Genomic DNA, 12,876 nt, shown 5'->3' on the forward strand with positions numbered 1-12,876 from the left:
CGCGTTCACCGGAATGTTGCGAGCAATCATCACAACATCCACTGATGACGATTTTGAATGAGGCCGTTTGGTGCTTTCTGTCCGAAGGCTAGCAGGCCATCGTCATCAAGCAATGCCGCCTTATCTCCGCCTTCGCGTGCTCGACGGCGCACGTAAAAGCATCATCTCGAGTTGAAAATGTACCCAACGTGCCCGATCCGCGCTGTTCGTGATTGCCGTCCACGATAATTACCATCGACGAAAATCCGGCCGGGATCGGTGCGACGATCGGGAAAATCGTTGCCCCCATAAAAGCGACACTCGGCGGTTGCATGGCTGCCTCCCACGTACCGAAAATGGCTGTCGGTTCTGAAGACTAGTTCAACTGAAACGTCAGGCAATAGCCAGTTTTCGTCCGTATTCGGGGCATTTTCGACAGGCATTTACCACCCATCACCGCACCCGAACGCACGGGAGGGGTTCTTCCGACTGGCGCTCGCTCTACGGGCAGTTCCTCCGACAATTCAGCGTTAATACGGGGTGCCGGAATTAGAGCATCGATTCTAGAATGCGGCTGCGCTTCAGTTCTAACCGTTGCCGTGTCGTACCGTCGTAACAGTGCATTGAGACACTCCACGGCATTGCAGTAAACACCTTCGCGTAGACGAAGGTGATCACCTGAGAGCCAGTATTCATGAGAGCACCATCTACAACCGCGCATCGCGGTTTTCTGCTTACAGCAAGCTCATGTCCCGTACATAACGGCCTGCTTGCGGCGGACCTTGTGGTCCAACGGCCGGGCCATGCGCCACGCTCCTTCCCTGCACTCGACTACTTCTTCGACCACGAGCAAGCGGTGAACTACGCGACTCGTTGGGGTCGAATCTGGATTGATACGACGGTTTGAGCCGACATTTGGCGCAGGCCGGTCATCGCCGAAGCGCATTCTCACGAGCAACGTGGCTGTCCAACATACTGGCTAACGCGAACACGGGTTTGACGTCGCTCACGCGCGAGCCATGATGCAAGCTTGTTGCCCACAGCCATAACTTCGTCGTTCGTGATTCGGACTTACGCGCAGACGCGAACAGTGAGCGACGGTTTTGTCCTCGGCACGCGACGCGCAGTTCTGGCGTACGCCGACAGGGAAGAACGACATGAATGTTTTGTTTGTAGACGACCACGTAGTGTGTGCGGACATGTTCGCCGACATCGCAGAGGGACTGGGACATCGCGCTCGCGTAGCATACGACTGCGTTAGCGCGCTGCAACGTTGTTCCGAAGAAACCTTCGACCTCATCCTGATGGATATAAGCCTTCCCGATGGCGACGGCCGCGACGTATGCCGCGAACTTCGTGCCAATGGGCGGGCGCAGAAGACTCGAATCGTTGCTCTAACAGGGCATATTGATTTAAAGGGGAGCAATTGCATGTCAGGTTTCGATGGATGCATCATCAAGCCGATTGCAATGCAAGCGCTAGAGGCGCTTCTGAAGGCCCCCGAGCCGTCAACGGTGTGAATGAAGTCGCCGGCTAATTAACCGTTTCCGTCTCAGCGACGTTCAGTCCACGACCGCTCCTATCCTATATAAGCAGCGCCATCTAAATCCGGCCGTGCTCTGGCGGACCTTCAGTGTCTAGGAAGGAGGGCTCTTCAGGTAGCCGTGCTGCCAGCTCCACTGAAGGTGTTGCCTCAGAAATTCCTCGGCATCGAAACACACCCCATCGGCACGTCCAAAACGCGCGCTCAGGCCCAGGGACCTGGCCATGGCCGCCGACGCCGCTTTCCCGTCAACCGAACCGCCGGGGAAGTAAGGGATGTTCCACACGGCATTCAGGTCGTTCGCGTAAAACATGGGGTCCGCGTCATAGTGGGCGCAGATCGTTCGAGAAGAACGGGCCGCGGTGGCATAACGATTGCGGCGGATTTGCCACGGGATGTGCCTGTTGCGCCACTCTCGGGTCTAGGCGAAGGAGACTGCCATGCGAGTTGCCACAAAGGGACTATTGGTTTCAGCGTTAATTTTGGCGCTTTGCGATGCCGTTTACGCCCAGGGCGCAGGCAGCGCCGGTACGGGCGGCGCCGGCGGCACAGCGGGAGGCAATGGCGCTGGACAAGGTGGAACTGGAATAACAACTCCAAATGGAAGCGGCACTACCGGTTCAACATCCACGACGTCGCGCCCGAGCACAACGGGAACATCGTCAGGCGGTGCGCAGCCGAAAATGAATGCGGGAAGGATGGACGCGCCTGCCTCAGCCAGCGGAATAAAGAAACCCTATTGAGAACGCTGCGGAGCCCGTTAGCGGCCACGCGTCTACCGCTACTAGCCACCGACAGCAAACGACGACATCACGCACATTACACTTCACTGCGCTTGAGCAAGTAATCGAGCCCTCCCATGCGATACCACCGATACCCGTAAGGCTCGAAAACAACGCTATGGCGGCCGTCGGCAGCCACTTGGCTGTGGTCATCGGACAGAAGGTTGACGAGGATGTCCTCGCCGGGGTTCTCACAGCCCGATTTGAATTTCACCGTGCACGCCTCGGCGCTGAAGTTATGCAGGCACAACACCGAATTGTTACGCCAGTCGTAGCGCAGGGCGAGTACGTCGTTGCGGGAAACGCGTAAGACCGCGAAGTCGCCCCAACTGATCTCCGGTACCTCGCGGCGCATGCGGATCATGCGCTCGATCCAGTTCAGGAATGAGTCGGGATTGCGCCGCTGGTCCGCCACATTGACCCGTTCGTAACCGTAAGGACCACCCGAAATGACTCGCGTGACGGGCCGTGCGTGCTTGGTAAAGCCTCCATGCGGCTCGGTGGACCACTGCATGGGCGTGCGGGCGCATTCACGTTCTGGGAGGCGCAGATCGTCACCCATGCCGATTTCATCGCCGTATCGCAGTACGGGTGTCCCCGGCAGGGTCAGCATCAGACTGTAAGCGAGTTCAAGGCGTCGCCGATCCCCCGAGAGCATCGGCGCAAGCCTTCTGCGGATGCCCCTTTCGTATAGCTGCATGTCCGGGTCCGGACCGAAGGCTGCGAACACGATGGCGCGTTGCTCAGGGCTCAGGCGGCCGAGATCGAGTTCATCATGGTTGCGCAGGAACACGCCCCATTGCGCCGTTGCCGGCCGCGGCCGGGTCGCCATCAGCGCCTTCTTTAGCGGTGCCGTGTCCGCGCTTGCCAATGTGTAGAACGTATTTTGGTTAACCTGGAAATTGAACATCATCTGAAGGCGCTCGCCTTCATCGCCAAAGTAATCCAGGTCCGTATCGGGCAACACATTCGCCTCGGCAAGGATGATCGCGTCCCCCTTGCGCCACTGCAAGAACTCCCGGAACGTTCGCAGCATGTTGTACTGCTCGATCGGCTTTCCGACCTTGGCGCCCTTCGTCGATATGACGAAGGGCACGGCGTCCATCCGGAAACCCGACACGCCAAGTTGAATCCAGAAGCCCATCACCTTCAGTATTTCCGCCTGTACATGCGGGTTGGCCGTATTCAAGTCGGGCTGAAAATCGTAGAACCGATGAAAGTACCAAAGCGCCGCTTGCTTGTCGTAGGTCCACGTCGACTTCTGAACGCCTGGGAACACGATTCCCTCTCTAGCGTTGCGGGGTTTCTTTTTGGACCACACATACCAGTCGCGATATTTGGAGTCAGGATCGCTACGTGCTTCCTGGAACCATGCGTGTTGATCGGATGTGTGGTTGACCACCAGATCAATCATGACTCGCAGGCCGCGTTGATGACAGGCATGCGCGAACTCGGCGAAGTCGCCCAGCGTGCCGTAGCGGGGATCGACGTTGTAGTAGTCCGAGATGTCGTAGCCGTTATCAAGGCCGGGAGACGGCTGGAACGGCATCAACCAGATAGTGGTAATGCCGAGGCCTTGCAGATAATCAAGGCGACGGATAAGGCCCTTGAAGTCCCCGACGCCGTCACCGTTTGCGTCCAGGAAAGTGCCGACCGAGAGGCAATAGACGATTGCATTCTTGTACCAGAGATCGTTTAGCATTTATGTGTTCTCGTTGGTTGCAACTCACTCGAAGCAAATAGAGGAACAGCAATGTCAGACTTGGCGTGGTGGCAGCGAGGCGTGATCTATCAGGTTTATCCGCGATCGTTTCAGGACGACAACGGCGACGGAGTCGGCGATCTTGCTGGCATCACGGCGCGTCTCGAGTACCTGGTGACGCTTGGGGTGAACGCCGTATGGATCTCGCCTGTCTATCCCTCGCCGATGGTCGACTTCGGCTACGACGTCGCCGACTACTGCGCCATCGCGCCGGTGTTCGGGACGCTCGGCGATTTCGACCGGCTCATGGCTCGTGCGCACGAACTGGGCCTGAAGGTACTCCTCGACTTTGTCCCGAATCACTCTTCCGACCAACATCCGTGGTTCATCGAGAGCCGCTCATCACGCGATAACCCAAAGCGCGATTGGTACTTGTGGCACGATCCCGCGCCCGATGGCGGACCACCGAACAACTGGCTGAGCCGCATGGGGGGCTCGGCCTGGGAATGGGATGCGGTCACCGGCCAATATTACTATCACGCGTTTCTGCGCGAGCAGCCCGATTTCAATTGGCGCAATGCCGACGTACGCAAGGCGATGGACGGTGTGTTGCGGTTCTGGCTGGATCGCGGCGTCGATGGCTTTCGCGTCGATGTGCTTTGGTTGCTGATCAAGGATGCCCTTTTCCGCGACAATCCACCGAATCCGCAGTTTAAGGCCGGCGAACCCGATCATCATCGGCAATTGCAAACCTATACGGAAGATCAGCCCGAAGTCCATGACATCGTCCGGTCGATGCGCGCGACGCTCGACGAATACGGCGAGCGCGTGCTGATCGGCGAGATCTATTTACCCGTGCCTCAACTTGTCAGCTACTACGGGCCGAATGGCAACGGGGCGAACATGCCGTTCAACTTTCAACTTATAAACGCGCCCTGGAACGCGACGGAGATTGCGCGGATCGTGTCGGACTATGACCACGCGCTTCCTTTGCATGCGTGGCCGAACTGGGTGCTCGGTAATCACGACAACGAGCGTGTCGCGTCGCGCATCGGCGCGCGCCAGGCGCGCGTCGCCGCGATGTTGCTGCTTACCTTGCGGGGCACGCCCACGCTCTACTACGGCGATGAACTCGCCATGGCCGACGGAGTGATTCCGCCCGATCGCGTGCAAGACCCTGCCGAGTTGCGGCAACCCGGCATTGGCCAGGGCCGCGACCCGGAACGAACGCCCATGCAATGGGATGGATCGCCTAACGCCGGCTTTTCGAGCGGCGTGCCATGGTTACCAATAAGCGGTGGCGATTGCATCAATGTTGCTGATCAGGACGACGAATCAATGTCGATGCTGACTCTTTATCGACGTTTGCTTTCATTACGCAGAAGCGAACCGGCGTTGGTGGAAGGAACGATTGAACGCGTTGATTCAAGTGGGAACGTACTAACGTATGAACGCCGCCTGGGCGGCGACCAGTTTTTCATCGCGTTGAACATGGCCGGTTCCCCCGAGCAGGTGAAAGCGCCCGAGGGGACCCTGGTCTTGTCGACCACGGGAGATCACGAGGGCAAGCGGATCGAAGGACACAGCGTGTTGCTCGCCGGCGACGAAGGCATCGTCCTATCTGTCCGTTCACTTACGAATCTCCGCACGTAAAGAATTCACTTGATGCGTTGTTACCGGGCCTGTGTTTCCCCATGTACTGCGAACAAATGTCAGCACTCTTGCCATTTCTTCGCTGGTCAACTTGCTCGCGAACGCCGGCATTTTCTCGCGCGGCGGACCGCCGTTGGTCTCAGGGCTGCTACCGCCTTCGACCCGCAGGCACATCAGCGAAGTCGCGTCCGGCGCAAGGACAACCGGATTGCCGGCCGGCTTTGGATATTTAGGGGGTTTTCCGGAACCGTCGGCTTGATGACATCTGGCACAGAAGGATAAGAAAATGCCAGCGACCGGCCGCTGCACGGCGCCCGTGCGCATGGTTTCCACACCCTGTTGAGCCCCTCGTGAGTCGGGTTCGTAGGCGCCGGACTGATGGTGGGCCGGCAAGCTCTTGAGATAATGCCCAATCGCATTCCGGTCGTCGTCGCTCTCTTTGACTCTTTTACGTCGACCTGAACCCAGCTAACTGCTGTTACCCCCCGGCGTCAGAATAGTTGTCGTGTTATCTGATTCTTATAGACATGGTCCGGGGGCGGTAAAATCAGGGTGAATGAAAACCTACTCAGCAGAAAGAAAAGAAGCGCTGGTGCGGCGCATGATGCCACCGGAAAACGCGCTGGTTTCGGCGCTGGCCAGAGAAACGGGGATTACCGAACAGACGTTGTACACGTGGCGCCGACAGGCGAAAGGACAAGGGTTGGCCGTGCCGGGCGATGGGAAGAATCCCGAAGCATGGTCTTCGGAGGACAAGTTTGCAGTAGTGCTGGAAACCGCGCCGCTCAATGCAGCGGAGCTGGCCGAGTATTGTCGTCGAAAGGGTCTTTATCCAGAACAGATATCCGCCTGGCGAGCCGCTTGCCGTTCGGCCAATGCGAATGCCACGGAGCAGGCACGCGAGCAGCGCCATCAGTCGAAGGACGACAAGAAGCGGATCCAGCAGCTCGAGAAGGAATTGCAGCGCAAGGAGAAGGCGCTGGCGGAAGCGGCTGCGCTGCTGATTCTGAGAAAAAAAGCCCAGGCGATCTGGGGAGACAAAGAGGACGATTAATCAACGTCCCGGATCGCCTGTTATGTGTATCGTTGATACGCGAGGCGGCGCAGTCAGGCTGCCGGCTGGAGAAGGCTTGCGACGAGCTGGGCCTGAGCCTGCGCACGTTCCAGCGCTGGGTGGGTGACGGTGACGCGGTGCACGCCGATGGCCGTACCACGACCGAACGGCCGCCGCCGGGTAACCAGCTGAGTGAGGCCGAACGGCAACAGATTCTTGAGGTAGCCAATAGTGCGGAGTTTGCCAGCTTGCCGCCCAGCCAGATCGTGCCAAGCCTGGCGGATCGCGGCGTGTATGTCGCGTCGGAATCGAGCTTTTACCGCGTGCTGCGCAGCGCCTCGCAGCAGCATCACCGGGGTCGTGCGCGCAAGCCTTCGACCCGGGTGGTGACCAGTCATTGTGCGACAGCGCCGAATCAGGTCTGGTCGTGGGACATCACGTGGCTGCAGGCGGCGGTCAAAGGACAGTACTACTACTGGTACATGATGCTGGACGTGTTCAGCCGCAAGATTGTTGCTCACGAAGTGCATGAAGCCGAATCGGCGGAACTGGCCGCGTTGCTGATGCGGCGTGCCAGTCTGGCCGAGGGCCTGGCAGGACGTCCTCTGGTGCTGCACTCGGATAACGGCAGCCCGATGAAGGGTGCGACGATGCTTGCCACTCTGGAGAACTTGGGGGTTGCGGCCTCGTTTAGCCGCCCGCGTGTGAGTAATGACAACCCGTACGCAGAGTCGCTGTTCCGCACCTGCAAGTACCGGCCCGACTATCCACGCAGGCCGTTCGGCAGCGTGGATGAGGCCCGTGCCTGGACGCAGAAGTTCGTGCGTTGGTACAACCAGGAGCACAAACACAGCGGCCTGAAATTCGTCACGCCGGCGCAGCGCCACAACGGCGTAGCCGCCGCAGTGCTCGCGCAACGTGAAGCCGTTTATGCAGAGGCCAGGCAGCGCAATCCACAGCGTTGGTCCCGATCGACGCGCAATTGGGAATTGAAGGATGAAGTCTGGCTCAATCTGGAGCGTATGCAGCCGGAAGAACTAAAGCAGTTTGCTTGAAGTGACGCGACAACTACGTTGACAACCGCCGTTACCAAGCGCCCTCACCTATAATCGTCGATAGTCTGTTCACGGCGGAGAGTCCTAATTTATGAGTCAAGCACACGGGCAGCGCACCGGATCGCGAGGCAATGGCCAGCGTTTTCCGCGCCAACCCTCACAATCCACGCCCCATCGGCAAAACAAGCCATACGCGAAAGGGCCGCCTGCAAAAGATCCGGCCCAGACGGCGTCTATCCTGAAAACACGGTCTTTCAAATTACTGGTCGACGCAGTTGGTGCTGAAAACATCGCTTTGGGTCTGGACTCGAATCTGACGCGAGTTGCCGAATTGGTGAACGGTGAGCGCTTTACACCCGAGACCGCGTTCCACATGGAAATGACGCTTGGGTTGCCTGACGGATTTTTCGACCAGCCAAATCCTGTCCTGACACCGGAAACCATTGCTCGCCTGAAGTCGCCGCTGGACTTTATACACACCAGCGCTGATATAGATCACGCATACGACGAAGTTGATACCGTCGTTGTCGCTCACCAGACAGCTGTGCACACATCTCCAAATAATGGATTGATTGAGGAAGCGGAAATGCCGAAGAAAACAAGCAGCGGAGTGGCACCTGCCGCCGCCAAGAAAAGCACCGCAGCAGCAGTGAAGCCGGTGGCGTTCAAACAATCAAAGGGCTCGCAGAAGCCGGCGTCTCAGCAATCGCTTGAGCTGAACGACGCGCAAAACGTTCTGGACATTCGTCGCGCGAACCTGCACGTGCTGACCGCACGCAATGGAGCGAAAGCGCAACTCGGCCGTTTGTTAGACATGAGCCAGTCCAATATGGCTCATCGTTTGCACGGCCAAAAGCGTATGGACGATGCAGAGTCGAAACGCTTTACAGACAAACTCGGGTTACCCACGGGTTGGCTGGACATACCGCGTGAGCCAACCGACATACCCAATGCTGTTGCTGGATTGCTGGCGCCGCAGTCCCGTAGACAAGCATCGTCAATAGTTGAACCGCTCATCGTCGAAAAGCCGGCGAAGACACCCCCAGCGAAGGGAGCCGGCACGAAGGTGCGCGCCATTCGAGAAGCGGCTCTTACGTCCATGGCACCGGCAGATACAGCAACCCCCGCAACTCCCGCCCAGGTTGCCGATATCGGCGTTGAGTCGCAAGACGGACGCCTTGCACAAAACAACGTATCGTTCGCTCTTCAGCGACCGGACAGCTTGGCAAATACGCCAGCCTCCTTCGCGCAAGAGGCGTATCCGTCCACGACTGCGACCAGTCTCGACACCTTGCGCGGAATTGCGCCAATAGCAGAAGCACTTTTGAAGACCTTGGCCGGTAAAGCACGCACAGGTCGCCTGGATGAGATCAAGGCTTTGCAGCTTTTGCAGCAAGCCATATTGCTTTAGCGCGGGAGTTGCGCTTCGACCGTCACCAGTGCGCGCTGGTGACGGCCAAGGCTACGAGCCCTTTCTGCGGATCTATTTCGGCGTCAGCGCGAGTCATTGCGCGGCACGCTACGGCTTGAGTGCACTGTACGATTTATCGTCGGACGCGTGCGCTTCAATTGGCGGGGCGTCGCTTTCGGATGCCCTCATCAGGGACCAGAAATTGCCATTCAACAGGTAGTCCGTTGTAGCCGACAGCTCCGCTGGCTTAAACCTGTTCTCGTTTGAAACCCGCGGCAGCGACTGATCGACGAACGCCAGCAGTTTGTCCTTGTCACGGAAGAACTGCCACTGGAGCACTGCGCCATCTATGGATCTGGCCACAATCCGGTCTGGCTTCTCAGCAAAATCCGCACCAGACCACTTCGCTCCGGCTTCCCCGAAGACACCAACCGGACTGCTCAGATAGCGTAAGTCGTAGAGCATCAGCCGCCCTTGCGAAGGCGCCAGAAGGAGCCACTTGCCATCGCCCGAAACTTTGCATGCGTCAATTCCTGGCCTGATTCCTCCCGCTCCGACCGGAATCGTCAGGTTTCCTTTAGCCACGCCCCTCACCTTCGAGGTGACGACCCAATCGCCGTTCTTCGCGGCCCTTGTTACTTTGGTCCCTGCCGGACCGGCACTTGCACACGCCATCCCGGCCGGCACCGATTGTGCAAGCGGATCGAGACCACGCGACAACGCGGGTTGTGTGTACCAGAGCGACACTTTCCCGTTAGTCGTGCCAGCGGCAATGTGATTCTGGTTGTCGAAAGCAACACTTATGAAAGATCCGTCATCCGGGCTTCCCTGCAGCAACAGCGGGGATTCTCCGCTTCCCTGCCTGGACTCTGGCGAAGGCATCTTCCATAAACAGATGCGTGGCTGGTTCTGAATGGTTGCCGCAACGAATTGGCCGTCCGGACTGATCGCCCCGCGGAAGATCGGGAGATTGTTATATGTTTCGAGTGTGGTAACGCTTCCAGAAGCAATGCTCCAGACGTCGATGCTTCCTCCCTGCTCGTAGGCTCCGATCAGCCTGTCTGGATTGCTCGGGTCAAACATGAGCCACTTGACAGGGTTCTTCGGGAGAGTGGGATCTTGGCCTCGATGACCACTATTGCAAGTATTCTGATCTCCCGACGAATGGCACAGTTCTCTGGCGGGGCTCCAATCATGTCCATTGCCGAGTCCTTTATAGACTTGAACCGTGCCGTCGTTTGCGGCAATCGCCACAAATTTTCCGGAAGCACTGATTGCCGCGGCACCGGAAAATCCGGACGCTGGCGCAATATCTGCAAACACGTGGCTTGGATTAGCGGGCCAGGTGATGGGGCCGCCATCTACCGGTCGCGACAACATCCACATTGCCCACTTCGTGCCGGCGCCGCCAGTCAGTGTGAGATCTCGGTCCGGGGCGAACACACCGAAGATCGGCCTCTTGCCATCGACTCTGATTGCATCGTTCCGGATCCATCCCTTTGAGCCCGACGTGACCAGGCTGATGCCTTCGGAGTCTACGGTCGGTCCCGATAACATTGCATCGCCGGTCTTGTTGACACTAAGCTGATAAGCACTTAACTGGTTGGCCGATTTCATTTCGTGTAATTTAGTAGGTCTACTAAAAATATCACTCCAAACCGGGCTGACATCCCATACCCAAGGGTCTCCGCGATCGGCCCAGGAGACGGTCACAAGTTCGAGCTTCTGTGAACCGCTAACGGGCTTAAAGACCACGCCGATCGTTCCCTTCTGGGCTGTGAGCACCACGCGCTCCTGCATGTGCTGAAGCGCTTCATAGGCGAGCGCCATGTTCTCCGGTTCGAAAGGCAACCTGTTTTCGAGCTTCCTGGCATCCTCATGCGACAACGCATACTTGGCAAGGAGACCTGCCTGATCCGCGCTGTCCCGCTTCAGTAGATTAAGGCCCGCGGCCGCGATCTGGAGCGCCCGCATCTTCGCAACATTCGCGATCTGGGCCTCCTGTATCCTCGCAGCATTTTCTCTCGCCTTTTGCGCATTGTAGAAAGGAAGCCACGCCGCCAACATGGCTATCGCGCCGACGACGACCGCGCCACCCACCACCGTTACCCGACGACGTCGACGCCTTTGAGTTGCCTCCGCCCGTTTGCGTGCTACCTCTGCGCGGCTGCGCGCAAGGAGATCCGCCGCGGCCTTGAGGCGGCTCTCGCCGCCGCGTGTGTACCGGCTGGCCCAGAAACTCGATGGCTGCCGCTGCTGCCACCATGTCTCGAACTCCTGAAGCAACTGGGGTGGAAGCGCGTCCAGATCAGCGAGCGTGACCAGCCTGTTATATTTTTCCGCATCCTCGCGTTCCAGACGCACCCAACTGGTCGGATCGTTGCCGCCCAACCGTTCCCACCGGCGAATCAGCGCCTCATGGCCTATATCGACAACAGCGTTTGCGCTTAACGTATCTTCGGTAGGCGCGCGCAAAAAGCTGCACATCGGGTCGGCGAAATGCGCAACGACCTTGTGCACTGCAGCCTCGATCTCCGCTACTTCGTCAGCCGGCGCGTCGTCTCGCGCGATCACCTTCACGAGATCGCCAATGGTCTGCGGCCGACGAATGACGCGGCCCTGGCTTTCGACTTCCGTGAGGGACTGGAAAATCCGTTTGGCGATGTCCTGAAGATTCAAGCCGCCCGGTGCAGCGTCAGGTTGCGCGAGTGCTGCCAGGACTTCGTCGCCGTGCTGGGTCAACGCCCTCTCTATGCCGCCGATCTCGTTGTAACGCTCGAGGGTGAACGCTGGCGGCAAGGGGCGGTCGTGGTCCTGCGCCCGTTGGCAGCATCGCATCATGGCATGTTGCAGGACGGGAAGCTGATCGGGATCCTCGTTCGTATCATTGAGCACCCGCTGGACGAGAGCGGGTTCAATCGTGGCCCCGGCACGTTCTACCGGTCCGCGGATCGCTAGCGCGCGCTGATCGCGGGTCAGCGCAGGAACCAGGTATTGTGTTCTGGTCACCGCTTCCGAAAGACCATAGAAGCGAGCGCAGTCTCCAATGAAGTCTGAGCGCATCGTCAGCACAATGGCGCCAGAAAATTGTTCGTCTGCCGCCGCAGTCAGCAGCAGCTGCACGAAGAAGGTCGCCTCGTCTCGCAGCTCGGACGCGCGCGTCGGATTGGTATTGCGTCGCGCCCGCAGATTGGCATAGCGGAAGATTTCCTCGAATTGATCGACCACGATCAATAGCCGCGTCTGGTCGCGTACGCGCGTGCTTCTGAGCGCCTCGCCAATACCAAAGCTTGAACTACGCAGCATGATCTCGATGCGGTCCGCCCTAGGCTCCGCCAGCGAATCGGAAGGCGCTGCGCCCGCCCCCTCGTTGGGCCGCGCCAGTGCTTCCGCCAGATTGCGAACTGGCGCCTCGCCGGGCCGCATTTCGACCCACTCCCAAGGCGGCTCGCCCGTTTCGGCTGACTTCAGCGCGGGCAGCAGGCCGGCACGGACCAATGAAGACTTGCCGCTTCCGGAGCTGCCAATGACCGAAACAAGCGAGCCGTTGCGGATGAGGTGCAGAAGCGTTGCGATCTGCAGTTCCCGGCCAAAGAAGAAGGCGGCGTCCTCGACCCTATATGGACGCAAGCCAATGAAGGGATGAATGTTGGAGGCGGCCGCATCGGCGAAATTGAGCATGGCTGGCGGCTCGTGA

General features: G+C 58.7%; 9 protein-coding genes. 4 read left to right on the top strand and 5 right to left on the bottom strand.

What is annotated here, in order from left to right; all coding sequences use genetic code 11:
• Nucleotides 1-88 precede the first annotated feature (88 nt).
• Nucleotides 89-313 (bottom strand): hypothetical protein, encoded by a 225-nt coding sequence (locus SBC1_RS37075; protein WP_165106783.1) that lies wholly within the window; start codon nucleotides 311-313, stop codon nucleotides 89-91.
• A gap of 823 nt (nucleotides 314-1,136) precedes the next feature.
• Between SBC1_RS37075 and SBC1_RS37080 the strand changes: the two genes are divergently transcribed.
• Nucleotides 1,137-1,499 (top strand): response regulator, encoded by a 363-nt coding sequence (locus tag SBC1_RS37080; RefSeq protein WP_256443283.1) that lies wholly within the window; start codon nucleotides 1,137-1,139, stop codon nucleotides 1,497-1,499.
• A gap of 117 nt (nucleotides 1,500-1,616) precedes the next feature.
• Here SBC1_RS37080 and SBC1_RS37085 read toward each other — a convergent pair whose 3' ends face one another.
• Together SBC1_RS37085 and SBC1_RS37090 are read right to left on the bottom strand one after the other, a co-directional pair.
• Nucleotides 1,617-1,835, bottom strand: a complete 219-nt coding sequence (locus tag SBC1_RS37085; RefSeq protein ID WP_165106788.1) for a hypothetical protein — start codon at nucleotides 1,833-1,835, stop codon at nucleotides 1,617-1,619.
• 506 nt (nucleotides 1,836-2,341) lie between these two features.
• Nucleotides 2,342-4,006: an alpha-amylase family protein gene (locus SBC1_RS37090; RefSeq protein ID WP_165106790.1), complete on the bottom strand. Its 1,665-nt coding sequence runs from the start codon at nucleotides 4,004-4,006 to the stop codon at nucleotides 2,342-2,344.
• 51 nt (nucleotides 4,007-4,057) lie between these two features.
• Here SBC1_RS37090 and SBC1_RS37095 point away from each other — a divergent pair, with 51 nt between their 5' ends.
• Nucleotides 4,058-5,659 (top strand): alpha-amylase family glycosyl hydrolase, encoded by a 1,602-nt coding sequence (locus tag SBC1_RS37095; RefSeq protein ID WP_165106792.1) that lies wholly within the window; start codon nucleotides 4,058-4,060, stop codon nucleotides 5,657-5,659.
• On the opposite strand, the gene SBC1_RS37100 is transcribed toward SBC1_RS37095, so the two are convergent.
• Entirely contained in the window at nucleotides 5,636-5,983 is a 348-nt protein-coding gene (locus tag SBC1_RS37100; RefSeq protein WP_206366222.1) for a cytochrome c, read from the bottom strand. The genes SBC1_RS37095 and SBC1_RS37100 overlap by 24 nt on opposite strands.
• 232 nt (nucleotides 5,984-6,215) lie before the next feature.
• Between SBC1_RS37100 and SBC1_RS37105 the strand changes: the two genes are divergently transcribed.
• Together SBC1_RS37105 and SBC1_RS37110 are read left to right on the top strand one after the other, a co-directional pair.
• Nucleotides 6,216-7,768 (top strand): IS3 family transposase gene (locus SBC1_RS37105; protein ID WP_241202531.1). Its coding sequence is split into 2 segments (ribosomal slippage): nucleotides 6,216-6,678 and nucleotides 6,678-7,768, totalling 1,554 coding nucleotides; the frame shifts between segments, so codons are not numbered across the junction.
• Between the two features lie 91 nt (nucleotides 7,769-7,859).
• Nucleotides 7,860-9,179: a hypothetical protein gene (locus tag SBC1_RS37110; RefSeq protein WP_165106797.1), complete on the top strand. Its 1,320-nt coding sequence runs from the start codon at nucleotides 7,860-7,862 to the stop codon at nucleotides 9,177-9,179.
• A gap of 108 nt (nucleotides 9,180-9,287) precedes the next feature.
• On the opposite strand, the gene SBC1_RS37115 is transcribed toward SBC1_RS37110, so the two are convergent.
• Nucleotides 9,288-12,860, bottom strand: a complete 3,573-nt coding sequence (locus tag SBC1_RS37115; RefSeq protein ID WP_165106800.1) for a WD40 repeat domain-containing protein — start codon at nucleotides 12,858-12,860, stop codon at nucleotides 9,288-9,290.
• Nucleotides 12,861-12,876 lie beyond the last annotated feature (16 nt).

Source organism: Caballeronia sp. SBC1 (assembly GCF_011493005.1).
GTDB lineage: Bacteria > Pseudomonadota > Gammaproteobacteria > Burkholderiales > Burkholderiaceae > Caballeronia.

Coding starts and splice junctions, on each gene's coding strand:
- SBC1_RS37075 (WP_165106783.1), bottom strand. CDS start 313: ATGCAACCGCCGAGTGTCGCTTTTATGGGGGCAACGATTTTCCCGATC.
- SBC1_RS37080 (WP_256443283.1), top strand. CDS start 1,137: ATGAATGTTTTGTTTGTAGACGACCACGTAGTGTGTGCGGACATGTTC.
- SBC1_RS37085 (WP_165106788.1), bottom strand. CDS start 1,835: ATGTTTTACGCGAACGACCTGAATGCCGTGTGGAACATCCCTTACTTC.
- SBC1_RS37090 (WP_165106790.1), bottom strand. CDS start 4,006: ATGCTAAACGATCTCTGGTACAAGAATGCAATCGTCTATTGCCTCTCG.
- SBC1_RS37095 (WP_165106792.1), top strand. CDS start 4,058: ATGTCAGACTTGGCGTGGTGGCAGCGAGGCGTGATCTATCAGGTTTAT.
- SBC1_RS37100 (WP_206366222.1), bottom strand. CDS start 5,983: ATGCGCACGGGCGCCGTGCAGCGGCCGGTCGCTGGCATTTTCTTATCC.
- SBC1_RS37110 (WP_165106797.1), top strand. CDS start 7,860: ATGAGTCAAGCACACGGGCAGCGCACCGGATCGCGAGGCAATGGCCAG.
- SBC1_RS37115 (WP_165106800.1), bottom strand. CDS start 12,860: ATGCTCAATTTCGCCGATGCGGCCGCCTCCAACATTCATCCCTTCATT.